This is a genomic window from Phyllobacterium trifolii (assembly GCF_014192095.1).
Classification (GTDB): domain Bacteria; phylum Pseudomonadota; class Alphaproteobacteria; order Rhizobiales; family Rhizobiaceae; genus Phyllobacterium; species Phyllobacterium trifolii.
Genome location: NZ_JACHXN010000022.1, coordinates 20033 through 44764 on the forward strand (window position 1 = coordinate 20033; position 24732 = coordinate 44764).

Consider the following 24732-nt stretch of genomic DNA (forward strand, 5'->3'; position numbering starts at 1 on the left):
TGCTCTTGCGAGGCTCCCGCAGTGCTAGAAGCGGGTACCAGCGGGATTTTACTTGAGTACGGTAAATCCCTGCTTCTCAAAGAATGGCACAGCTTTTTCTGATTTGATGTAATCAAACAGCGACACCGCATCAGCATTCTTGCTGTCGCTCAGAATTGCGACCGGATAAATGATCGGAGGATGGCTGTCTTCGGGAAACGTACCTACGATCTTGACTTCTTTATCAGCGGCCGCATCGGTCTGATAGACGATGCCGTAGGGTGCTTCGCCACGCGACACCAGCAACAATGCAGCGCGCACGCTCTCCGCGCCGGCAACCTTGCCTTCCACTGACGACCACACACCAAGGGATTCAAGAGCGGCCTTGCCATATTTGCCTGCCGGAACCGAATCCACGGCACCCATAGCGAGACGCCCCTCGCCCAAAAGTTTGGCGAGATCAAAACCCTTCTTGATTTCGACGGGCTCTGCCTTGTCTTTCGATGCCACTAGAACGATGCGATTACCCAATAGATTTTTGCGCGTGTCGGCCTTGATCAAATTTTTCTTTGCAACATAGTCCATCCAGTCGAGATCAGCCGAGATGAAAATATCGGCGGGCGCACCGGATTCGATCTGCTTTGCCAGAGCCGAACTCGCTGCGTAGGAGATTGCAGCTTCCTTACTGGATTCCTTCTGCCACGCGGCTGTTATGTCGTCGAGTGCATTCTTGAGACTAGCCGCTGCGAAAACGGTTACCTTTTCTGCAGCTTGTGCAGAGCCCGCCAGCGGAATTATACCAAGCCATGCAACCGCAAGCGCGGCGACAGTCATTTTTATCCAGTGACGACGATGAATTCCCATATCCAACCTCCGATAGACTCCGAAATATTTTCCTAAATATATCGGTGCCTCGCGGATAGCTAGTGTTATATTTTCAGGAATATATTGAATGAAGAACGGATCATTAGCGTGACCGCTCATTGACGTAAATTGATGCCTCCTTGGCCGCATCAATGAAGGCGCGCCTGACTTCGTCGGGATCCAATTGACCCGCCCCGGCTTCGAGGCATGCTTGCTGCGCTGCGGCATATTTTTCGCCACAGTTTTTAGGCCAGTATTTTGCAAGAACTTCAGCAGCCGATTCAACGCATGACACACGTCTTATAAGGCGCATACGATCTGTAATGGTGACATGTTCAAAAGCCATTCTCGTCATATTGATTGAACGCGATTATTCAATTTGAGTTCCAACACCGTGTTTGAAAACGACCGGCAAGGAATGCAAGCGGATTCGCCTATCCCGCCGCAGTGCGCGTCGATTTGCGGAAGATCGTCGGCGAATCCGACCCAACGGGAGCCTCAATCGCTAATATGCGGGGAAAATGGAGATAATAGCTCGGACGAAAGTGTTCCTGGCTCGGCCAAACCAATCCACAAGCAAACCCGCAATGACACCGAGGCCTGATCAGTTTGATTAGATGCCGGCAGTACGCATCAGCAACAATATTGATGTCCACAGCACCAACATGCTGGCAAGGCCGATGACATAGTAATTCGGTGCTTTTTCCATATGGGCGTTATAACGCGTGCCCCTTGTCAATCTGTTAAATTGAAACTTCAAAATTGATACAACCGAGCAGCCGGAAAAAATTATTCGGGCCGAGCTGTCGGGACAATCATACCCGGCGCGTCCTTGGTGAAATCTTGAATTTCAACCATTGGAGGACGAGTTATGGAATTCACTTCACAGACAACAACTGTCTCGAACAAAGCGATTTGGGCCGGTCGCATTCTCAGCGGCCTCGTTATCTTGTTCATGCTCTTCGACGGCATCATCAAATTGGTGCCACTGGACATTGTCATGCAAACCAATGCTCAACTGGGATATCCGGACAGCGTCAATCTTGCGCGAGGTCTGGGAGTCCTCGGCCTCGCCTGCACTGCGCTTTACGCGTTTCCGCGAACTTCGGTTCTCGGCGCAATCCTTTTGACTGGTTACCTTGGCGGAGCTATCGCCACACAACTGCGCGTCGGCAGCCCCATCTTCAGTCATCTGTTGTTTGGCGTCTATCTCGGTCTGATGGTCTGGGGCGGCTTGTATCTGCGCGATGTTCGTGTCCGATCGCTGATTGGCTTCACTCGTTAGCCGAACACCAGAACTAGATCTTTTGAACCGGTGCGAGAAGTCGTTTCTGCAACCCTTTATAGCAACGCATATACTTCATGCAATTTTAACACGAATTTAAGTCAATCTACTTAGGGTTTAGCGAGCACAGTCAACACGATGGCAATCAAATGCGTGGAACTCACCACAGACAGCTTGAACCTCGAGACTTTCTGATCCTTGCGATTCTATTTGTCTTGGTTCTCGGGGCATGCTGGCTTGTGGGTACAAGTTTCATGGATACGGCTAAGGCCGGGCATACTCCAAATGCCGGATTGGTAAGCGAAGCGCCCTGATCGGTGGTACCAGATACCGCTGGCATGCATTGTGTACCAAGCAGATGAACATTACTGCGTGGTGACCATCGGACCAGACGAATCTTTCGGCGCAGTGAACGGCATGGTGAATACTTGCCCTGCGATTCCTGCGGCGAGTCCCGACGAAAAAGTCAGCGGCGTACAACTGCTCAGCGCATCGATTGCCGATGCAATGAATTGCTGGCGAACCTTGTCATCTCCGTCGATAGCGATGCTCGTAGGCCGCGGCTTGCCTATCAGCGTTCCATCACGTTTGAAGCTGAAGCTCAAGGTTACGGAGCCCGTAGTGTCGGACGGTGCTTGCCAGCACGTGTCAATAGCGCGCCCTACATCGTCCATCGTCTTCAGCGGCTCTGCTTTGGATTGAGCAGAAAAACAAATCAGAAGTGCGGTAGTGACTGCGAGAGGTTTGAAAACGTTCATATCGTTACTCCTGCCCTTCAATGCCACAAGATCAGGATCAGTTGCAGCACGGAACATGATCCTGATCAACCAACACATTTTACCACTATATTGCTGTGATAAAATAGAATTCGGCGTAAAAACGAAGGATAGGGTAAATATTGACAGGCCGCACATTGAGCGCGACCTGCCGTTTTCTTTTGATTATTGTAGCCCGTTGGCTTTCAGTATCTCTGGAGCATTTTCCTTGGTAATGGCTTGCGTATCCAGGACGATCTTCTTTTCCACCTTTTCGCCTGCAAGCACTTTTAGAGCCTGACGCAAACCTTCGGCCCCGGGGGTTGGGTAAAGGAACGTCGCGGCCAACTCCCCCTTGTTCACCCATTGAACGCCTTCGTTCGGTAGGCCATCCACGCCGATAAAGAGAATGTTTTTCTCGCGGCCGGCGTCCTTTGCGGCCAGGTAGGCGCCATAAGCCATGGGATCATTGTGACCGTAGACGAGCGTTATGTCTTCATGATTGCGCAGCGCAGTCGCCATGATGTTATAGGCTTGATCCTGCTTCCAGTCGCCTGACTGCTTGTCGAGAAGGTACTTGATCCCTGGCTCAGCGTCGGTGTTCTTGTGAAAGCCGTTACTGCGATCGTGGCTGGCCTGCGTGCCGAGCCCGCCCCAAATTTCGACGACTGTACCCTTGGCTTTACCTTTGCCACCAAGGAGTTCGACCGCATACTTACCCGCCGCTTCCCCGATGACGACATTGTCGCCGCCGATCCACTGCGTGTACTTTTCTGTATCGACGTTGCGATCCAGTACTATGACCGGAATACCTGCATCCATGGCTTTCTCGACAACGCCTGTCAGACCTGCAGACTCCTTCGGAGAAATCAAAATCGCATCAACTTCCTGGCGAATGAAGTTTTCAACATCGGCGACCTGTTTTTCCGTCTTATCCTGCCCGTCCGCAACGAGGAGCTCGACATTGGCGTGTTTCTTGGCTTCAGCCTCGAGGTCTTTGTTGAACTGGACGCGCCAAGGCTCGACGGTCGTCGTCTGGCTGAAACCGATCACATACTTATCCTTCGCACCTGCGACGGACGCGTTGAATGCGAGCGGCGCGATCAAGGCTGTCGCCATGGCCCATTTTGCAAATTGTCTGCGGTTAATGCTCATTTTCTCTCTCCCTTTAGGTTTAACTGCTGTGAGTCAGTCGCCCGATTCTCGCGGATTCTTGATTTGATTGGGCCCGGATTTGTCGATCGCATCGCGCGCCCGGAGTTGCGACAGAAAGAACAACCATCCGCTGGAACGCCGCTCCTGGAGAAGAACAGCGATGATGATGATCGCGCCCTTCAGAACAAGCTGGGTGTTGCTGTCGATGTTGTTGAGTTGGAGGATATTGCTGAGAAACCCGAATATCAGGACACCAACGAGCGTGCCGATCATCGACCCTCGCCCGCCCATTAGGCTCGTACCGCCAATGACAACGGCCGCGATGGCATCGAGCTCAAGTCCCGTCCCGGCATCCGGCTTTCCCTGCCGATACTGCGCAACATAAAGAATACCGGCCAGAGCAGCCAGGTAGCCCGATATGGCATAGACGGTGATCTTTACACGCCAAACAGGCACACCGGCCAAGCGGGCAGCTTCTTCGTTTCCCCCGATTGCGTACACATAGCGCCCAAATTTCGTGAATTTCAGGATCAGCCAGAAAAGCACGATTATGCCGGCGAAGATGACACCCGGGACTGGGATGATGCCGAATATCAACGAGCGCAGTGCCTCGAAATCTTCCGTGGCATTGCTTCCCGTGTAAACGGGCCAGACGGCGGTGTTCTGGCCTGCAGTCAATCGTGCGATTCCGAGGCCGGCGACCATCATGGCCAAGGTGACTATGAAGGGTTGCAACCGGCCCCCGACGATGATCAATCCGTTGATAGTACCAAGCATGAAACCGACTGCCGGCACGACCAAGAGGACGAGGAAAACTCCTGCCTTCCCTTCCGAGGTCAATGCCACCCCAAATGCCAGGACAAGAGCAGCTGCTGCGGCAATGCCCAGCAGCGGTTTTGAGATGGCCGGCGGGTTCGTGCCTGCGTCGAGTGTAGCCCTTCGCTGCAACTTTGTTCCGAAGCTGAGAACACCAAACACCACTAAAAACGCCAGCAGGAATATCGCTGGGACACCTAGCAAATAGGCGGAGGACCAGCCTTCATTGGTCAAGAGCATGGCGCAGACCACAGACCCCAAAGCTAGCACTGAGCCAACAGAAAGATCAATTCCCGCGATCAGAATAACCAGCGTCATCCCTACCGCGGTGATGCCGGTAACGGAGATTTGTCTGAATACGTCGGAAAGATTTCCAAACGACAAGAAGATGTTATGACCTTTTGATGAGACGGGAGAGGAGATAACGCCCACCAAAAAGAGCAGCGCCAGTCCCCAATAAAGCTTTGTGGACTTCAGAACGCTCTTCAACCGTTCGGTGCTGCTTGATGATTGCATGATCTGCCCGCTTGTATTCGTCATGCAGCCTCTCCCGTGAGGGCATTTCCCAAGGGTGTCGCAAGCTCCATTACCCGTTCTTCCGAGAACTCCTGACTCTCGATGATCCCCGCGGCCCTGCCTTCGCACATCACAAGAATCCGGTTTGAAAGTGCTAGCAGTTCCGGCAGTTCCGAACTGACCATCACGATGGCCACCCCTGATTGGGCAAGCTTTCTCAGAAGGTCATAGATCTCGTCCTTTGCCCCAACGTCGATCCCGCGCGTCGGCTCATCAAGCAGAACAACGCTTGGCTTAGTTTCGAGCCATTTGCCAAGAACGATCTTCTGCTGATTTCCGCCGCTCAGTTCGTCGATCTGCTGATCCGGACCTTGGCAGCGAACGCGCATAGCCCTGATCATCCGGTTGGCCACGGCATTCTCCTGAAATCGTGTCACCCAGCCGAGCGGCGCAATCCATGGCAACGAAGGCAGAACAGCGTTCGATCGAATGTCTGCCTGCATCAAAAGACCCGTACCTTTGCGATCCTCTGTGAGAAATGCGACCCCCCTGGCCACCGACCTTCGGGGCGTAAGTGACTGAGCGTCAGAACTCGCTCCAGAACGCTGGACCGAACCTGAGCGCTTGCCAATTGCCGAGCCGAATATGAGTTCCAGCACTTCGGTCCGGCCCGAGCCAAGCAGACCGCCAATGCCCAGTATTTCACCGGCATGAAGGTCGAAACTCACGTCATCGACCACATCATGAATCCGGCCGCGGGAATTCGGTCTCTGAAGGCCGAGATTTTTGACGGACAATACGAACGGATTGCCGGTCACTGATGCTTTCTTTTCCTGCTTTTTCAGCTCTCGTCCAACCATCATGCGGATCACATCGCGCTCACTGATATCGCCAGAGAGCCGCGTTGCAATAAAATTGCCGTCGCGCAGCACAGTGATCTTGTCAGCCAGAGCGAAAACTTCACTCATACGATGTGAGATATAGACAATCGCCACCCCCTGGCGCGCCAGTCCGCGAACGAAGCTGGCGAGGCGCTGTGCCTCTGCCTCCGACAAGGCGGATGTCGGCTCGTCGAGCACAAGCACATCCGCATCCAGGGAAAGCGCGCGTGCAATCTCCACGAGTTGCTGCTCTCCAACACGCAAATTCTCGACGTCCACACGTGGGTCGATATCAATGCCGAACCTTGCGAGAATTTCTGCACTTCGGGCTTCAATTTCCCTGTAGTCGATAAACAACCCGGCTTTGAGCGGTTCCCGTCCCAGAAAAATATTCTCTGAAACGCTGAGGCTTGGAATAAGATTGAGCTCTTGGTGGATGATCGCGATGCCATTGCGCTCCGCTTCCTTGGGCGTCGCAAAATCGACCGCGCGTCCACGAACCGTCATCTGTCCGCCGCTTCGACGATGAACTCCGCTCAAAACCTTGACGAGTGTTGACTTGCCTGCGCCGTTTTCACCCATCACAGCATGGATTTCACCGGCATAGACATCAAGATCGATGCTTCGCAGGGCCACGACGTGAGCAAAGGATTTGCTGATCCCGCGCAACGAGACGATTGGGGACTGGCTCTCCAAAATGCTCCTCCCAAAACATTCTTTCAAGTTGGTGTGTAACATGTTAGATGTTATTGGATCAGAGTCAAATATTTTAGTTTTGAGCGTTCATCGGATTTTCGCAGAACAACAATGGGGGTCTGAACTTGCAGCTTCGTTCTCCGAGCAGAAACTTCAAAGAGCAAAAAGTTGTCTCGGTCACGCGCAAGGACCAAGTTTATACAATATTGAGACAGGCGATCATTTCGTCGCAGTTGTCACCGGGCGAAACCATTCGCAAGGAGCTTGTTGCGGCGCAACTGGGTGTTTCCCGCACCCCGGTCAGCGATGCAATAAACCGACTCGCGGATGAGGGCCTTGTCGAGATTTACCCGCAGACGGGAACCTTCGTTGCGCGGCTTTGGCTCGATAAGATAGAAACGGCGCAATTCGTCCGTGTCGCGCTCGAGACAGCCGCGATTCGCCGCACTGCGGAACGCGCAACCCCTGAGACCATCGCTCGTTTTCGGCAGAATCTGGAGCGTCAGCGAAAGGCCGCCGATAAGCAGGATTTCGAACAGTTCTACGAACTCGATGAAGCGCTGCATGACCTTATTTGCGATGCTGCAGGACTAGTGGGGTTGCGTGAGATCGCTTCAAAGGAACGCAGTCAGATCGATCGCGTTAGAAGACTTTTGCTCCACTACGAAACCCGGATGATCGAGACTTTGGCAGAGCACGAGGCGATCATCTCGGCCATAGCCGACAAGGATCCCGACAAGGCCGCCAAGACGATGGAAGCACATATAGCCCAGATGGGCAAAATGCTCTTGCATCTTAGAAATAAACGCCCGGAACTGTTTGGAAGCTAGTCGTGAAGATTGCGCGAAATGGCAGAACCGACAGTCAGATCGCGAAACGTCGCCTCGAAACCGCCTCTCTCTGGTGAGCACGCCATCATACCTACTGAAGCGTCACCCGATGAAAACGGGGCCAGACGGGCGAGTTGCCATGCTCCACCATTGACAGAGAACTGCACCCGTACTGCATCCCCGTGACGCGTCAGTCGCACGTTTATCTCATCTTTAGTAGTCGAACCATGAAGGGGGATGACGGACCAATCCGACGTGCCGTTGGTGACCACGACGCTGAAATGCATCAGACCATCCGTGTATTCGATCCCGGTCTTGATCCAACGCTGTGGGTCGATGCGCAGCATCAGCCCCGCTTGATCATAGAGCTGTTGATAGTCACCGCAAACCGTAACGCTGGCCGTAAAATCACCACTGACCGGCGTCAAATAGGCATGGCCATTGTCACGCTCGAAACCGTAAAACGTCTGCTGCCAGAAGTCGGTCTTTTCCTTGGTCGCGAGGTGGAGTTCGTTGGCATCGCCGCTGAAGGCCGCCGGTTCATTCAACCAGCTGAACATATTGCCCATGGATCCAGATCTCGCACTTATGTTTATTCGAAGACATGTGCCTTACCAAGCACGACTATCTGAACACGACTCCCAACCGCGGGCAAATTGATACTTGTCGTCTTGATCACCAGCGAAGGCTTGTCCAGCGTATCGTGACTCTTACCGGCCAATGAAATGGCGATAGAACATGAAGCACCGCCGAATTCAGTCCGGATGATATTCCCGTAAAAACCCGTATCATCATTGGCGTCAACAGACACCGGAGAAAGAACCACCTGCTCCGGCCGCAGCATGATTTTCGCAGGACCTGAGCGAAGTGAACTGGTTTCTATACGGCCGAGTGGGCAAACGGCCCAGCCATCATTGAGCTGTGCATCCAGGATGATGACGTCACCCAAAAAGGCGGCCGTGTATGGATCGCGCGGATTCAGATAGAGATCTTCGGGTGAACCCACTTGCAGAAGCTTGCCTTCGCGCAAAATGGCTACCTGATCGGCAAACGAGAGAGCTTCGGCCTGATCGTGGGTAACCAATATGGCGGTGATCTTCTGAGTGCGCAGCACCTCGGCCACCGATGACCTGATACCTTCGCGGAGACCTGCATCAAGAGCAGAAAACGGCTCATCGAAAAGCATTAGTTTCGGCTGTCTGGCCAGTGCGCGAGCGAGTGCAACACGCTGTTGCTGACCTCCTGACAATTGATGCGGACGTCTATCCCGCATAGCCGGTGTGAGTTCGACCAGATCCATCAGGGCCAGAATGCGTTTGTCGCGTTGCGGAGTATTTCGTTCGAGCCCAAACCCGATGTTGTCGCTGACAGTCAAATGCGGAAATAAAGCACCATGTTGTGCGACGATGCCTATACTGCGACGATGTGCAGGCACCACGGCCGGTCCGTTCGCCAGAACACTTCCGTCCAACACGACCCGACCGGTATCAGGTACTTCGAACCCAGCGATCAAACGTAGCAGCGTAGTTTTTCCAGACCCGGAGGAGCCCACGACAGCGGTGCGACTGCCCGCCGGCACATCGATGGTGACATCGTCGAGAGCGGCGACTTTTCCATAGCACTTGCTGATACCGGTGACGGTGAGAAATGTCATCGTCCACCCATTCTTTTCGATTGTGCATAAAGCAGAAGCGTCATGGGCAGGGACAAGAGCACCATCATGAGCGCGTAGGGTGCCGCACCCACATAGTCAATCTCGCTGGTAAGCGACCAGAACTGCATCGCAAGCGTCCGGGTGCCGTTTGGTGCCAGCATCAGCGTCGCCGTCAACTCGTTGGTTATTCCCAGGCCTACCAGTGCCATGCTGACCGCAACGCCGGGAGCAGCAAGGCGCATGGTAATCTGCCTGACTGCCTGCGCGGGTGACCGTCCGAGCGCCATGGCTGCCTGCTCAAGCTCGACCGGCACCTGCGCAATACTGGCGCGCAAACCAACGAGCGACCTGGGAAGGAATAGCAGGGCGTAGGCGAGGAGGAGCGTAAATACTGTCTGATAAAGAGGAAGCGCGACGCGTACGGTTACGGTCACCAGTGCCAATGCCACCACCACTCCCGGCAAAGATCCGACATAGTAGTGGCACGCCTCCATAATCCGTTGAAAGCGGCCCGGCGCTCGAACTGAAAGCCAAGCCATTGGCACGCTGATGATTGTGGTCAGTAGAGCGCCTGCAACTGCAAATATGATGGTTTGGCCAAGAGCCATGCCAATCAGGTCTAGGCGCCAGCTGCCTATGCCGCCGAGAGACAGCCAACGGGTGAGAGTGACGAATGGAACGCCGAGAGACAGCCCGGCTGTGATCAGGCAAATCAGAAAGGCGGGTATCGCCAACAAACCCAATCTGTATTTGACCGGATCGCGTGCAGCACCCGAGCCGACCCGGGCATAGCGTTCATTGCCTCGCAAAAGTGCTTCAAGGCCCAAAAGGCCGAAGCAGCAAACGACCAACACGCCACCAAGCATATTGGCCGCGGGACCATTAAAGGCCGACTGAAACTGATCGACAATGGCCGTCGTGAACGTATCGAACCTTATCATGACGTAGAGACCATATTCGGCAAGGAGATGAAGCCCGATGAGCAACGAGCCCCCGCAAATAGCGAGACGCAATTGGGGTAACACTGCGAAAAAGAAGACACGCCACGGACCGTTGCCCAGAGAAGCGGCCGCATCCTCAATTGCCGGATCCAACCGGCGGAGCTGGGCGGAAACCGGCAGATACAAGAATGGAAAATATGCCAAAACCGACACCAGAACGCCGCCGAAAAGCCCATGCAGGCCGGGTATCAGGCTGACCCACGCGTAGCTTTGCACAAAAGCTGGGACTGCAAGTGGAGCTACTGCGAACCAGGACCAGATGCGCGCTCCTCGCAGGTCGGTGCGCTCCGTGAGCCATGCAAGCGTGACTGCAAGGATGATGGATATCGGGATCGTGACCGCGAGCAGCAGTGCGGTATTGATCAGAAGCTCGCCCACTCGCGGCCGGAAAATCAGGGTCGAGGCGGTTTCCCAGCCAGTCTGTATGCCGATCCAGATGACAAACCCGACGGGCAGCAGCGAGACAAGCGAAACGATCGCTGCTGCCAGAACCATAGGCCCATTCGACATCCACCGGCGCCGGATGAGCGGGTGGGAAGCTTGGAGAACGTCGCCTGGCTGGTAAAGTGACTGGCTTGGCGGCAAAGTAAATTGCTTTCATTGTTGCGGCTATAGTTCAGTCAACAACTGACTATAGCTGCCTGGAATTGAGCGACATCCCCGATGGAAGCACCGGGGATGTCGCTGGCGAACTGTTAGCTCGACCAGAGTGTTACGGCTAGAGCAAACCAGCAGCAGTCATCAGCTCGGTGACCTTTTTGCTGTCGAGCTTCGACGGCTCGACTTTAGGAGCTTGCAGGTCAGCAAGCGGAACCAGTTTGGGGTTGGATGCGGCTCCCTCACCTACGGCATATTCGAAGGAAGTGCCGTCTCGCAGGATCTCCTGGCCGCCTTTGCCGGTAACCCACTTTACGAATGCCTGTGCCTGCTCCTTGTGCTTGCTGGAGGCCAAAACGCCGCCACCTGAGACGCTTATGAATGCGCCCGGATCTTCATTCTTGAAGTAGTGTGAGGCGATGTTTTTGCTGTTCTCTCCGGTCTTGGCCTGATCACCAAAGTAATAATAATGGTAGATAACTGCACCCTCGACCTCGCCGGCATTGACGGCCTTCATGGCAGTGCTGTTGCCCTTGTAGGGAGTGAAATTTTCCTTCATTGCTTTTAGCCAAGCAGCGGTTGCTTCTTCGCCTTTCAGCTGGAGAAGCGCACCGACAATTGCTTGGAAGTCAGCCCCGGACGGCGATGCTGCCCAACGGCCTTTCCAGCTTGCGTCCGCGAGATCCAGCATGGACTTTGGCAGTTTGTCCTCGGTCAGCTTGTTCTTGTCATAGACGAAAACGGTAGAGCGGGCTGCAACACCGACCCAATGACCATTGGCCGGGCGATAATTTTCGGGCACCTGAGCAAGCGTATCGGCGTTCAGAGGCTCGAACAGGTTGGCGTTGTCGACGAGCGCCATACCCGGTGAATTTTCGGTCAGGTACACGTCCGCAGGTGACGCTGCTCCTTCCTGGACAAGCTGGTTGGCGAATTCCATATCGCTACCGTTGCGCAAGGTTACCTTGATTCCCGTTTCCTTGGTGAAGCCAGCGGCCCAGGCTTCGGTCAGGCTTTCATGTTGTGCGTTATAGACGACAATGCCTTCCGACTCACTCTGCGCCGTTGCCAGCATTGTTGAGCCGGCAAGACCGGCGGCAAAAGCCATAACTCCGGCCAAAGATGATAGAGAGAATTTCATGGCGACCTCCGTTTTTATGAGCATGCGGCTTGAACAGCTACACTTGCTTTCCGATAATCATTTATGATGAAAATTGTCAACTTATATCGCATTGAGAACGGTTGCCGAGTGGCATGCACCAGCGACTTCTACTGCACCCGATTGCGTTCATATCGTTGACAAATACACCGGGCAAATTGGGGTTCACTGTGCGTTTCGCACCGACTCTCAAATATCGCTCAAAGCGAACCGCATGCCATGGAATTTGTATGTCTCAATCCATCAAACCGTCCCTCGCCCGATACGCCGCCAGCAGCAATTTCGACACGCCCCGCCATTTGGGAACACGCTATGACGCGAAGGGAACTTTCCTGCCGGAACCAGGTAATACTGTGATCTGTCATCTGGTGGACGGTTCGGCCTCGGAGCGCGCTGTCATTGAGGTGCGAAACCGCATGCTGTCGATGCCCGACGCCGGTAAACTGACGTTCACACCTATATCCAGCCTGCACATGACGTTGTTTCAAGGCATCATCGAATATCGCCGCGCACTGCCGTATTGGCCGCTGGATGTTCCTCTCAATACCAACATTGACGAGATGACCCGTCTATATTTGGACCGTCTCAACCCATTCGGAGGCTTAGGGTCGTTCAAAATCAAGGTGATTGACGTCACTCCCGTGGGTCTGACCGTCACTGGAGCAAGTTCGGAAGACGAAGCTCTCATCAAGAAATGGCGCGACGCACTCGCCGTTCCGTTCGGCTACCGCCATCCAGATCACGACAACTATGTCTTTCATATCACCTTCGCTTATCCCGTTGACTGGTTAGCTGATGAGCGCCTTCCCGTCTGGCAAGAGCTGCTGGACGAGTGTCTGCTCTATCTTGAGAGGACAGCGCCCATTGTTGAAATTCATCCACCCGCCTTTTGCAGCTTCAATGACATGAACCACTTTGAAGAACTGCTGGTTCTGGGCAACAAGCATCATCTAGCATCTGCGTCGAGCATGGCGAAATAAGCATGCGCATCGCCGTTCCGGTTGCGTCGACTGCCGGGCGCCGCAGCCCATAACTTCATAAAACTGTCATATTTGGGAAACGGAAAATTGAAGGATCAGGGGAAAATATACATCTAAATAATTACCCCTCCCCGGAGTTTTCCCATGAGTTTTCGTCCAGCGGAAATGTTGGTTTTGTGTCGTTTTGGCGATGATCAGCTCGTTACACTCGCAAAACTAGCTATCGAAACCGCCTTTCAGCCCGTCGTCGAAGCCGCAAGCGGTGCGACATTTGGCTATGAATCGTTGATGCGTGGCTATGACCGACTTGGCTTCCAATCACCTTTGGAACTTCTGGACAAAGCTCACGACGTCAATCAATTGCTGGAACTTGAGCAAATGATCAACAGTCGCGCCTTTGCCGAGTTCGGCGGACTGCCCGGCTATAACCAGCGAATGCTCTTTATCAATATGGATGCAAGGCTCATTGGCCTCGGCAGCGATATCGTGGAACGGCTCACCAATCATTTAACCAAAGCAGGGATACGCCCTTCCTCAATCTGCTTCGAACTGTCAGAACGCTTCGACAACGCTCAGGATCCGACCTTTTCTGAACTCATCAAAAAGCTGCGCCATTCCGGTTTCAAGCTGGCCATCGATGATTTTGGTGTCGGCTTCAACGGCCTCAAGCTGCTCTGCGACTATGCTACGGACTATGTCAAAATCGATCGCCATTTCGTGTCAAAGCTGGATTCTACACCGCGCAAACGGCACATCGTCAAACAGATCGTTCAGACAGCGCATATGCTTGGCGCCAGGATCATCGCTGAAGGAGTGGAAACCGAAGCAGAATTTGTAATCTGCCGGGAACTTGGCTGTGATCTCGTGCAAGGATATTTCATCGCACGCCCTACCACCCATTTTGGCGAATTGCAGGATTCGTATCCTCACCTCGAACAGGCGGGATCCTTACGCAGGCAGACCACAACGCTGGATAGCATCCTGATCAGAGCGCAGGTACAGCGCCTGCCTGCCGTGCGAGAAAATGATGATCTCGACAAGGTCTTCGAGCTTTTCCGCAACAACCCGCAGCAAAGCTTCTTTCCCATCCTCGGTGCTAATGACGAGCCACGCGGCGTACTGCACGAGCATCATGTCAAAGGGAGAATTTATCACCCGTTCGGTCGTGACCTATTAAAGAACCGCATCTATCAGCGCGGGATCGCGCACTTTGTTACCGAGGCCCCCATTGCCGATATCAATACGCCTGCGGAGCAAATGCTGAAAATCTTCGCCGGCATGAATGGCAGCGATTGCGTGATCCTGACAGAAAATCTTCGTTATGCGGGCGTGCTTTCAGCGTCGTCGCTTTTGAAAATCATCAATGAAAAGCTACTCAAGACGGCCCAGGACCAGAATCCGCTGACCAGCCTTCCGGGTAACAGATCCATTCGCGACTATGTCCAGGATGTCATGCGCGACGGCTCCGACGCGCGCTATTTCTGCTATTTCGACTTCGACAATTTCAAGCCCTTCAACGATCACTATGGTTTTCAGAAGGGCGATCTCGCCATTGCTCTTTTCGCCTCTTTGCTCAGACACCATTTCGTCGGAGAAGACAAATTCCTGGGCCATGTCGGTGGCGATGACTTTTTTGTCGGCATAACAGGAGGAACACGCGGCGAGCTGGAACCAGTATTGACACAACTGTTGCTAGATTTCAGCGTCAAAGTCTGCGAACTTTACAGCCCGGAAGACTGCGCAGCTGGTGTTATCCTCGCCCATGACAGGACGGGCGGCGAACGTCTATTCCCGCTGATGCGCTGCAGCGTCGCCGTACTGGAAATCGCGCAAGGCCATATGCAGGTCGACGTAAACCGCGTTAGCGCATCAATCGCCGCCATCAAGGCTTCGGCAAAGGAAAGCGTGGCAGGTCTGGTTTTTAGCGGATTGAGCGAAATGTAGCGTCGCGGCCCACGGACAGAAGCCCAGGCCGCGACATGATCGTTACTTTGGCTGCCGCGATGCAACAGCTTCCATCAGCTTGCCAGCAAGCATCTCATATTTCTCATCATAGTGATGGTCGCCGGCAAGCTCGATCTTCTGAACTGCAGAAAGCGATGGAGCCGTGCATGCCGTGTCATCTTCTTCCGAACCATAAACGCATAGGACCTTGTCCAGCGGCAGCTTCGCAACTGCCGGTGCTACCTCATTATCGCCGCCCAAGCCAAGCCACGCACCAACAGAAACCTGAAACGGCGTGGTCTCTTCCGTGCCGATCAAGCCGACAAGACTGATGCGGTCTTGCAGCTGTTTCGGCAGGAAGGGCCAAGAGAACGGGATCGTATTGGCGCCGAAGGAATAGCCGAGCAAAACCACGGGCAATTTGCCGGAGGGGTCAGCTTTGGCGACAATCCTCGTAATGTCCTTGGCAATGTCTTCCGGTTTGCGCAGCGACCAGAAATAGCGGAGCGAATCTACGCCGACCACGTGCACACTCTTTTTCGCAATGATGTCGCCAACTGATTTGTCGATATCACGCCAGCCGCCATCGCCGGAGAAGAATACCGCGAGGTATTTAGCCTGGCCATCAGCGGCAGGAACGTCGATGGTGGGCAAGGCCTCCGCTGAAGCATCTTCCTTGGCAATATCGACTGCTGCGTCAGCCGCTATTACAAACCGCTCAGCTTTGGTGGCACCAATTTTTTCCTGCGCTAGAAAAAATCCGGCACTCGGAGGACCCTTGGGATCAGTGTCTGGCTTCTCTCGCACAATCGTCGCCGGATTGGGTAGATCGGCGTCATAGGAATAGCTGAACCCCTCGCCCGGAACGGCTTCGTAGTCTGCACCTTCGCACGAGGGAAGCTTCGTTTTGAGCGCCACAGATGGATCGACTGAAATCGCACCAGCGAGCGTCGCGGCCGGAGCGTCGGACATCGACGCATAAGCCATGACCCCACCCTCGCCGATTCCGATAACCACCGGATGCATATAGGTATCGACAGCAATCTGGCGCTGAGCTTCTTTTGCTATGCCTTCAAGATCGGAAACAAAATAGGTGCAATCGCCCGTGTCCTGATCGAGTTCCTTGCGCCATTTCTCCAGGTCAACCGTCAGTACGAGAAAATCGCGATCCAGCAGCAGTTTCGTCAAGGTTTCATCGTCAGCACCGAGACCACCCTTCTGCGACACCAGGATGGCAATACCTGTTGGCTTGCCAGCCGGTTGCAACAGCGGGACGTCGTTAAGACGCTCGGACGAAATGAGAATGCGGCTACCCGAAGACCCGAGACCAAACCAAGGGAAAAAATGGAGCGCTGCGGAAAGACCAACGCTAACGATGACAAATGCAAGTATAGCGAAGAGGTAGGGCCTGCGAATAAATTTCATCGTTTAAAGACCTCGAAGGGGCTGCCGCTCACCAGGTTTGTCGCATCGATCAGCGAGCGAGGTGTCGCGAGGCCCGGGGGGCAAATCAGATAATAGGGCGTCCATTTCGGGCCGAACTTATCCTTGAAAGCGCGCAGTCCGTCAAACCGATAAAATTCGGCGCCGCGGCGGTAGATAAATGAACCGATACGGTTCCACCGGGAGGCGAGATGGCTATCGGAAAGGCCTGACAGGGGCGCAGCGCCAAGATTGAACCAGCGATAGCCTTCGCCCTTCGCAGCCATCAGGAGGTTGGCGAACAACCCATCCATGATGACGCTGGATGCATCAGGCACATGCCGCATCAGATCGACGGCAATTTCCTGATTACCTGCACCGCGCCACACATTGGCAAAGGCCACGATCGTGCCTTCCTTGCGCAGGACTGCAATGTCGAAGTGTGAAAGGTAGGCATTTTCGAACGAACCGAGCGAGAAACGCTTCTCGGAACCAGATTTCATTTCGAGCCAGGCGTCTGACACGGCGCGAAGCTCATCCATGATATCCGCGGTTTGGCCTTTTGGAAGGATTTCGAAGCTGATCCCTTCCTTTTCCAGACGCCGGGCGGCATAGCGCAAGGGCTGGCGCTTGGAGCCCTCAAGCGAGAAATCGCTAAGGTCAACGCGTGCGACTTCGCCAAGCTTCAGCGCAGTCAATCCCATATCCAGGAACAGAGGCAGTCTTTCCGGACCTACCCCGTAGAATACCGTTCTAGTACCGGTGCGATCTGCCAGTCCTCGAAAAGCCCAGGCCAGATCGGCAATCACATCATCGCTGCCCACTGGTTCCCCCATTGAAACCAGACTTCCGCCCGAACGGGCATACATGACAAAGCCTTTGCCTTTGGGATCCATCAGGAAGCGCTTGTCACCAAGCAAAGCAAGCGCATCCGAAGCGCTCGGGGACATAGCAACGAGATCTGGCACTTGTTCCGGGATGGGCTGGGCGCGCAGTTTACTCCGGCCAACACCATTGATGATCGTATTGATCGTTATCGCCGCGAGAACGGTCAGGATGAGTACAGAAACGCGAAGGAAACGCGATGCCTGCGCATCCCAGGCAAACTCCCACCACAGTTCATTCGCATATTCGACATGCCGATAGGCGAAAAGACCGAGCCAGAGAATGGCAAACGCCGTTGTGCCGACGCTGGCCAGCCAGCCCCAGGACAAGCTGAAATGCTCGCCCAGCGGTTTGCGATAAAATGAATCGCGAAATAACAGAAGCGTGCCTGCCATCAAAGCAAGCATGAGCGCTTCTTCCCAGGCAAAGGCCTTGCTCAATGCGAAGATTGCCCCAAGGCTGAAAAGGATCAGCGCGAGGAACCAGGCGCGCCAGAGACGCCGTGCGAGGCCCCGCGCGACGATCAGCAACGCCAACCCGACGAAGCTCGCGCCAAGATGGGACATTTCCAGAAATGGTAAGGGCAATACGTCGGCAAGCATTTCCAGCCGGTGGTGAAGATCGGGAATGACCGCGGAAATAAGCAGAACGATACCGCCAAGAAAGGCGATGCCAGCCGAGAGCGGCGGGATGAGCGGCTCGAACATTCGCACAGCGGAAATGGTTGGGCCGGCAATGAGATGGCGGCGGCGCAAGACTTCAGAAACGACGAAACCAGCTATCGCCGCCAGAAACGGAATGAGGGTGTAGATGACGCGATATGCGACAAGCGCCGCTATAGCGTCGGGATTCTGCCCCAACCCAAGGCCCGCAACAATGGTCGCTTCAAATGCACCGATGCCGCCGGGTGCATGGCTGATGATACCAAGTGCGACAGCGACCACGTAGACAAGAGCAAACGCTGGAATACTGTTTACAGAGCCTGCCGGAAGCAGGACATAGAGCGTCGCAGCGGCCGCGGCCACATCCACCAGACCGGCCAAAATCTGCAGCAGGGCGCCCTGCGACGAGGGTAAGCGAACCGATAGCCGGCCGATGTTAAGCGTGCGCTCGCGGCGAGAAAGCCAGTACAACAGGACCGCCACGGCAAGGAGAACCAACATACCGATCAGTTGATCGAGAACCGGTCCGAACGATAGTATCCAGGGTATCCGTGAGGGATCGATGACGAGGGCGACAGCAATCAGGATGGTGAAAGCAAACCAGATCGCCATCCAGGACGTACCGATAATCCGGCCAATATCGGCAATATCGATGCCTTCAGCAGCATAGACCCGATAGCGAAGTGCGCCGCCGGTAAGCAGGGAAAATCCGAGAGCGTTCGAGATTGCATATCCCGCACCGCCCGCCATGGCTGAGATGTGATAGGGCACCCGCCCCGGTGCGATGGTTTCGACAGCAACCACATCATAGAGCGCAACGGCGGCGAAACTCACAAAAGTAAAGAATAGCGCAGTCATCAGGACGCTGCCTGGTATGGCATGGAGGGACTGCTTGACATCACGGATAGAAATGCCGCTAGAAAGATGATCCAGAACCAGCAGGCCGATCACGGCAACTGCTATTCCGAAAAACGCGAACAATGCGGATTTTGTCTTTTTGCCCCACGGCAGTCTTGACTGCGCGCGAGCTTCGATCCTGCGTGTTTGCTTGTCGTTGCCAGGAATGGACGTCATAAGGGGTTCCGGAGCCAGAAACGGATTAAGTAATTTTGATTTCACCATGAAATTGTGACGGCGTCATTAGCCCTGCAATAATGGCGGGATTGAGCCGAGAAAAGGCAAATTAAACAACACCCGCATCAACGCCGGTTAAACACGTTGGACCTGTTAATTGAATACTGGTGATAGGGTCGATTCGACTTAAGCTGCATCCAGGACCAGGTGGCGATGGCTTCCCGGTGCTTTGACACGACCGACGGCGGCTGATGGTGGTTTTAGTCCCATGCCTTCAGCAATGGCTGTCGCAACAGAATTGCTGTTCTGAACGAGAAAGGAGTAACGCAGCTTGGACACCCGGATCCGCTCGGCAACATCCACTGCTGTGCGCCAACGCGCGGCAATGGATGACACACTACCTTCCATAAGCAGCGTCGTGCGCGATGTAGGCCGCACATAGAATTCAGGACAATATACGAGGTCGCGTTTCGCATAGTCAGTGACCACCGCAGTCAGGGGCCCGCGAATCGCGCAATAATTGAAACTGCCATCCGCATGGGCAGCACCACCATTGATTTCGTAGAGTGGCCTGCCGGTGTCATCGGTCCAGACAACAAAATTATGGCTGACAATCCCCGCGAAACGCGGGATGGGATAAGAGCCAAAAAGAATGCGGTGGTTCATGAAGCGTGACTTTAAGTGACAGAATTATGACTAAGGAAGTTCCTCAATAGAGCATTTTTCAGCAAAGACAATACTCAGGTCTTTCACAGAATTTTGAGCTTTTTATACTTAGCCGACACACTATCACTGCAGTTGAAATCAACAACGGGAAATCCGCGCGGAAACATCCATTTCTGAGCCAAAACTGAATTATTCGTTGGAATATTTGCGGCGTTTTTCGAAAACAATGCGATGAAATTTATTTTGCGCGTTTTGCAGATTGGCAGAAGCAACTGTTTCATTTCGTTGACAAAACATCAGCGTCAGACAACACGCACGCGTATTTCACCAATTCCGTCCACCCCTCCAATCATTTCGTCGCCAGGCAAAATCGCGCCCACGCCAGCTGGAGTACCCGTATAGATGAGATCACCGGCTTGGAGCGTAAACAGTGTCGAGAGGTAGCTGATCGTCTCCGGCACTTTCCAAATCATTTGATCCAGGTCGCCGCGCTGTCGTTCAGCTCCGTTGACTTTCAACCAGACTGCTCCCTTGGCCGGATGACCGATGTGTGTGGCAGGCACCACAGCCGAACAGGGCGCAGAAGCTTCGAATGCCTTTCCAACTTCCCAAGGACGGCCAAGCTTCTTGGCTTCCCCTTGCAGATCGCGGCGAGTCATGTCGAGACCAACCGCATAGCCAAATATATGATCGAGCGCATTTTCAGTGGCAATGTCGGAGCCACCCCTTCCGAGCGCAACAACCATTTCCATTTCGAAATGGACATCCTTTGTCGCGGACGGATAGGGGAAATCGCTGCCACCAGTGAGAAGGCAATCCGGATTTTTTTGGAAGAAAAACGGCGGCTCGCGGTCAGGATCATGTCCCATCTCGATGGCGTGATCGGCATAATTCCGCCCGACGCAATAAATCCTATGAACCGGAAACAGCTTATCAGAGCCGATAACCGGCAAGGACGGTTGCGGAAGCGGCTCGAAAACAAATTCATTCTGATGCATTCTTACGCCTCACCTCAAATTAATTGGCTGATCTCGATCTCAGTCTTCTCAGACAGCATGACACATACTAGGTGTTATAGAGATCAGACAAATCGCCAATGCAACCTGTCATAGGCAGCGGCATAAAGCCCTCAACAAGGATTCCGACCTTTCCCATGCATCAGAGACTTGATTTGCGAAATCCGTTACATGCGGACGACAGCGATGATTTCCTGCTGGAACAAGTCCAGCGGGCGAGTTTCCGCTATTTCTGGGAAGGCGCTCATCCGCAAAGCGGTCTCGCGCGCGACCGCTCCGGCCGGACGTCCGATCCAACTAATGACCTCGTCGCTATTGGCGGATCCGGCTTCGGTTTCATGGCTATCCTCGTTGCCGTTGAGCGCGGCTGGATTACACGCGATGAGGCACAGGTCCGTATTGAAAAGATGCTGTCGGTGCTCGAACGCACGAAACGCTATCGAGGCGTCTTTCCGCACTTCATCAATGGTGTGGATGGCACGACCGTACCCTTTACCCGCTTGGATGATGGTGGTGACCTGGTTGAAACGTCGCTTCTCGTTCAAGGACTGATTTGTGTCCGGCAATATTTTGCCTCCAACGGCCCCAAAGACACCGCCATGCGTGACAGGATCAATCGGCTGTGGCGATCGGTCCAGTGGGATTCCCACATCAAACCGGGGGAAAAGGTTCTCTACTGGCACCACAGTCCAAAATTTGGTTGGGCCCGCAATGTGCCGATCCGGGGCTGGAACGAAGCGTTGATCACTTACATTCTGGCTGCCGCCTCCCCTGACCATGGCATCGATCCAGAGATTTATCATGAAGGTTTTGCGTCAGATGGCGCCTTCGTCAATGGGCGACACTATTATGGCGTCAGGTTGCCACTCGGCCCGGACTTTGGCGGCCCCATGTTCTTTGCGCACTATTCTTTCTGCGGCCTGGATCCGCGTGGGCTTACAGACCAATACGCCGATTACTGGTTGCAAAATTGCAGCCACGCGGAAATCAACTACATGCACAGCGTTCACAATCCACATGGTTATATCGGCTATGGTCAAGATTGCTGGGGCCTATCTTCCAGTCACGGTCCGAGAGGCTACCGGGTAAGTTCGCCCGGTTCAGATTTCGGTTTGATTGCGCCCACTGCCGCTCTCAGCAGCCTGCCCTACGTACCAGAATTCTCGATGCGCGCCCTGCGCCATTTCCTGACACTCCCCCATGGCAAGGTGAACGGCAGGTTTGGCTTCGTCGATGCGTTTTCGCCTTCCAGAAAATGGTTTGCCAGAACCTACCTCGCGATAGACCAGGGCCCTACCATCGCCATGATCGAAAACCACAGAAGCGGCCTACTGTGGAAGCTCTTCATGAGCGCGCCGGAAATCCAAAATTCTCTCCAAAACCTTGGCTTTGCAAGCCCTCATCTGGGCGGACCACGGGAACCAAACAAGGGTTGAGGCATTGCTTCTGTCAGGGCAATTGATCATCTTCTGATCGAACTCCGCGTCCTCCCAATCAAGGATCAAACATGAAAATCCATGCTGTTTTCAACCGCGATGGCGGTACGTTTCGCACCATGGATATCAAGTTGTTCGCTGAAACAGCCAAGGAAATTTTTGAAAAGCATAGCCATACGTTTGAGAGCGAGATTGTAGCTGGCAAAAGCATTGTGAGGGCGTTGCAAAAAGTTGCGGCCGAAGCGGGCGAGCACGTTCTGATGGCAGGAGGCGGCGACGGCACGATTTCGGCCGCCGCTGATGTTGCCTGGAAAGCCAAGGTGCCGCTCGCTGTACTTCCCGCTGGAACCATGAACCTCTTTGCACGCGCCTTGAAAATTCCGCTGGACCTCAATGCAGCCTTGGAAAGCCTGGCCAGCGGCACCATTCAGGCGGTCGACATTTCCACCGCCAATGAGGAAAGCTTTGTTCACCAGTTTTCGATTGGTTTCCAGCCGCAAATGATCAAGCTTCGCAACACCTTGGAGTATCGCTCCCGCTGGGGTAAGCGTCTTGCAAGCATACGCGCATTCGCCAAAGCCATGGGCAATCCGCCGCGCTTCGCCGTGCGCATGGTCATCGACGGCACCCCGATAGAGCGAACCGTTTCCGCTATCTCGATTTCGAATAATCCTTATGGTAGCGGCGTTTTACCGGTACCTGACAACGTCGACCACGGCGAATTGGGCGTCTACGTTGCCGGAGGCCTGACCCCTGGCACTATAGCAAAGTTGGCGTTCAGCGTTCTGACCGGGTCGTGGCGCCGCAATCCCGACGTGGACGAAATTCTTGCCAAGGAAGTTGAGTTGCACTTTCCACACCTGCGGCGCAGCGCAAAAGCGACTATCGACGGAGAGTTGATCCCTCTCCCACGGGACGTCAAAATTGTCATTCACGCGGGAGAACTTCAGGTGCTTGTCCCTCAAGACACACTTTCCATATGAAAACGGCGCGGTTTTGACCGCGCCGTTCAGTCCAGCTGAATACGATGTCAGCTACTTTTCTTGGATTTCTTGACTGGCGCCGGCTCTCCAGCCGCCTTCCTCGCCGCCGCCTCTTCGGCAGCAAGCTGATCGGCGCTCTTTGGCATTGTGTCGACGACAGAGCGCACTTTACCCTTGTCGGTAACGGTGCACATTGCATCGCGAATATCGACCTTCAAACGCACCTGGTTTAGGCCGCCACCCATTGGCTCGGCATCGACGGCCTTGATGTTGCTTTCGCCCATGAAATATTTGGAAGATGCTGCAGCAATGCACGGTTGAGCGAGAGCGGCGTTCACAGGTGGACGTACGGGCGCAAAAGTCGGCATGGTCGGCATCATGCTGGGTGCCCCGGTCGTAGAACATGCTGCCAGTGGAATAAGGACTGCCAAAGGGGCAATCCGGCTTAAAATATCGGTAGGCAGGCGCATGGTTCTCTCCGCAAAGTCTTATCGCAGGATTGGATATAGGCCGGAAACTATTCGGTTTTTATCATTTGTCTAGTGGCACAACTGCCACAATGGGACTTTATTGCCACAAGTCCATCCCAGTACGTCAGCGGGAGGTCGACAGCATCCAGTTGAGTACCCCGCGCCAGTCGGTCATGCGAATTGGCGTACCATGATTGCCGCTCTCAAATCGATGAAACCGCGCGGGATACCCCGGTGCCGAGGTCCGTATCGTCTGGTAGAATGCCTGCTGCTTTTCGACGCCAAAAACCGGATCACGACTGCCATGGCCGAAGAAGACCGGCACACGACGTTTGAACGGAGCAGATCCGATGAAGTGCTCATCCCATAGCGATCCGAGAATGATCAGGCCTGAGATGTGCGTGGACGTTTCGGCATCCTGCGCCAGCTTCCAGCACAATGAGCCGCCCATCGATCCACAAGCGACGAAGAGTTTTGCTTGTGGCGATTGCGCCTTGAAATAATCTATCACACCCGCAACTTCGCTTTCGCCCTTGTCTCCGAAGTCACTAAATTCTGGTGTGATATAGAGTCCTCCATTGCGATCCATCAGGTTTTTCAGGCGATTGAAGTTACCGCCGAATGTGAAGTCGTTCATGCCTTGTTGGCGATTGCCGCCCTGGCCGTGCAGATAAATGGTAATGACAGACGCGCCGGAAAGTTTCCCCACCGTCATGACCTTTAGCGGTCCCTTGTCTGTCATTACGACAAGGTCCTTTTGCGAACGTTTCGGCTGAAGTGAGATGTAGTTCTGTTTGACGCGTCGTTCCGGCACCTGATCGCGACCGTTGATATCCCGCATTTCGTTATAGTCGACCACGACATAGTCACCACCGTCGCCGGTCTTCAGAATTCCGGGATAGGCAAAGAGATCATCTTTGTAGGGTTCGAGCTGCAATGCCGCCGCGGGGCTCGAAAGGCAAACCAAAGCCAGTGCGCCGAGAATAAGGGACCTGATCAAGCGAAT

General features: G+C 54.1%; 22 protein-coding genes. 6 read left to right on the plus strand and 16 right to left on the minus strand.

Features of this window, described 5'->3' with window-relative positions:
- Positions 1-48: 48 nt before the first annotated feature.
- Entirely contained in the window at positions 49-843 is a 795-nt protein-coding gene (gene modA, locus FHS21_RS24570) for a molybdate ABC transporter substrate-binding protein (protein WP_183664588.1), read from the minus strand.
- A 103-nt stretch (positions 844-946) separates the two neighbouring features.
- Positions 947-1189 (minus strand): DUF982 domain-containing protein, encoded by a 243-nt coding sequence (locus FHS21_RS24575; RefSeq protein ID WP_162701882.1) that lies wholly within the window; start codon positions 1187-1189, stop codon positions 947-949.
- 525 nt (positions 1190-1714) lie between these two features.
- Between FHS21_RS24575 and FHS21_RS24580 the strand changes: the two genes are divergently transcribed.
- Complete coding sequence (locus tag FHS21_RS24580; RefSeq protein WP_112528290.1) at positions 1715-2128, plus strand: DoxX family protein; 414 nt, start codon at positions 1715-1717, stop codon at positions 2126-2128.
- 365 nt (positions 2129-2493) lie between these two features.
- On the opposite strand, the gene FHS21_RS24585 is transcribed toward FHS21_RS24580, so the two are convergent.
- The 4 genes from FHS21_RS24585 to FHS21_RS24600 form a co-directional block, all read right to left on the minus strand.
- Positions 2494-2886, minus strand: coding sequence for a UCP034077 family protein (locus FHS21_RS24585; RefSeq protein WP_112528292.1), 393 nt, complete (start codon positions 2884-2886; stop codon positions 2494-2496).
- Between the two features lie 183 nt (positions 2887-3069).
- Positions 3070-4038, minus strand: coding sequence for a substrate-binding domain-containing protein (locus FHS21_RS24590; RefSeq protein WP_112528294.1), 969 nt, complete (start codon positions 4036-4038; stop codon positions 3070-3072).
- Positions 4039-4071: 33 nt separating this feature from the next.
- Positions 4072-5394, minus strand: a complete 1323-nt coding sequence (locus tag FHS21_RS24595) for an ABC transporter permease (protein ID WP_183664590.1) — start codon at positions 5392-5394, stop codon at positions 4072-4074.
- Entirely contained in the window at positions 5391-6989 is a 1599-nt protein-coding gene (locus tag FHS21_RS24600; RefSeq protein ID WP_183664592.1) for a sugar ABC transporter ATP-binding protein, read from the minus strand. Before FHS21_RS24600 ends, FHS21_RS24595 begins: the two co-directional genes overlap by 4 nt.
- Before the next feature lie 83 nt (positions 6990-7072).
- Between FHS21_RS24600 and FHS21_RS24605 the strand changes: the two genes are divergently transcribed.
- Positions 7073-7777 (plus strand): GntR family transcriptional regulator, encoded by a 705-nt coding sequence (locus tag FHS21_RS24605; RefSeq protein WP_112528300.1) that lies wholly within the window; start codon positions 7073-7075, stop codon positions 7775-7777.
- Here the strand turns inward: FHS21_RS24605 and FHS21_RS24610 are convergent.
- The 4 genes from FHS21_RS24610 to FHS21_RS24625 form a co-directional block, all read right to left on the minus strand.
- Positions 7774-8346, minus strand: coding sequence for a DUF1349 domain-containing protein (locus FHS21_RS24610; protein ID WP_112528302.1), 573 nt, complete (start codon positions 8344-8346; stop codon positions 7774-7776). The genes FHS21_RS24605 and FHS21_RS24610 overlap by 4 nt on opposite strands.
- Before the next feature lie 23 nt (positions 8347-8369).
- The gene (locus tag FHS21_RS24615; protein WP_112528304.1) at positions 8370-9431 is read right to left on the minus strand and encodes an ABC transporter ATP-binding protein; all 1062 of its coding nucleotides are present in this window, start codon (positions 9429-9431) and stop codon (positions 8370-8372) included.
- The gene (locus FHS21_RS24620) at positions 9428-10942 is read right to left on the minus strand and encodes an ABC transporter permease (protein ID WP_112528306.1); all 1515 of its coding nucleotides are present in this window, start codon (positions 10940-10942) and stop codon (positions 9428-9430) included. Before FHS21_RS24620 ends, FHS21_RS24615 begins: the two co-directional genes overlap by 4 nt.
- Positions 10943-11150: 208 nt before the next feature.
- The gene (locus FHS21_RS24625; RefSeq protein WP_112528801.1) at positions 11151-12170 is read right to left on the minus strand and encodes an iron ABC transporter substrate-binding protein; all 1020 of its coding nucleotides are present in this window, start codon (positions 12168-12170) and stop codon (positions 11151-11153) included.
- Positions 12171-12418: 248 nt separating this feature from the next.
- Between FHS21_RS24625 and FHS21_RS24630 the strand changes: the two genes are divergently transcribed.
- Both FHS21_RS24630 and FHS21_RS24635 read left to right on the plus strand, forming a co-directional pair.
- Entirely contained in the window at positions 12419-13168 is a 750-nt protein-coding gene (locus FHS21_RS24630; protein ID WP_112528308.1) for a DUF1868 domain-containing protein, read from the plus strand.
- Positions 13169-13312: 144 nt separating this feature from the next.
- Positions 13313-15112 carry a GGDEF domain-containing protein gene (locus FHS21_RS24635; RefSeq protein ID WP_112528310.1) on the plus strand — a complete coding sequence of 600 codons (1800 nt, stop codon included), beginning with the start codon at positions 13313-13315 and terminating at the stop codon, positions 15110-15112.
- 42 nt (positions 15113-15154) lie between these two features.
- Here the strand turns inward: FHS21_RS24635 and FHS21_RS24640 are convergent, their stop codons facing one another.
- The 4 genes from FHS21_RS24640 to FHS21_RS24655 all read right to left on the minus strand — a co-directional run bounded on the left by FHS21_RS24640 (position 15155) and on the right by FHS21_RS24655 (position 20819).
- Positions 15155-16537 (minus strand): virulence factor family protein, encoded by a 1383-nt coding sequence (locus FHS21_RS24640; RefSeq protein ID WP_183664594.1) that lies wholly within the window; start codon positions 16535-16537, stop codon positions 15155-15157.
- Positions 16534-19155, minus strand: a complete 2622-nt coding sequence (mprF, locus tag FHS21_RS24645; RefSeq protein ID WP_112528312.1) for a bifunctional lysylphosphatidylglycerol flippase/synthetase MprF — start codon at positions 19153-19155, stop codon at positions 16534-16536. Before mprF ends, FHS21_RS24640 begins: the two co-directional genes overlap by 4 nt.
- 186 nt (positions 19156-19341) lie before the next feature.
- Positions 19342-19821 carry a hypothetical protein gene (locus FHS21_RS24650; protein ID WP_112528314.1) on the minus strand — a complete coding sequence of 160 codons (480 nt, stop codon included), beginning with the start codon at positions 19819-19821 and terminating at the stop codon, positions 19342-19344.
- Positions 19822-20123: 302 nt separating this feature from the next.
- Positions 20124-20819: a fumarylacetoacetate hydrolase family protein gene (locus FHS21_RS24655; protein ID WP_112528318.1), complete on the minus strand. Its 696-nt coding sequence runs from the start codon at positions 20817-20819 to the stop codon at positions 20124-20126.
- A 155-nt stretch (positions 20820-20974) separates the two neighbouring features.
- Here FHS21_RS24655 and FHS21_RS24660 point away from each other — a divergent pair, with 155 nt between their 5' ends.
- Together FHS21_RS24660 and FHS21_RS24665 are read left to right on the plus strand one after the other, a co-directional pair.
- Entirely contained in the window at positions 20975-22273 is a 1299-nt protein-coding gene (locus FHS21_RS24660) for a glucoamylase family protein (protein ID WP_112528320.1), read from the plus strand.
- A gap of 71 nt (positions 22274-22344) precedes the next feature.
- Positions 22345-23256 carry a diacylglycerol/lipid kinase family protein gene (locus tag FHS21_RS24665; RefSeq protein WP_112528322.1) on the plus strand — a complete coding sequence of 304 codons (912 nt, stop codon included), beginning with the start codon at positions 22345-22347 and terminating at the stop codon, positions 23254-23256.
- A 47-nt stretch (positions 23257-23303) separates the two neighbouring features.
- On the opposite strand, the gene FHS21_RS24670 is transcribed toward FHS21_RS24665, so the two are convergent.
- Entirely contained in the window at positions 23304-23726 is a 423-nt protein-coding gene (locus tag FHS21_RS24670) for a hypothetical protein (RefSeq protein WP_112528324.1), read from the minus strand.
- Positions 23727-23850: 124 nt separating this feature from the next.
- Positions 23851-24732, minus strand: coding sequence for an alpha/beta hydrolase family protein (locus FHS21_RS24675; RefSeq protein ID WP_376772205.1), 882 nt, complete (start codon positions 24730-24732; stop codon positions 23851-23853).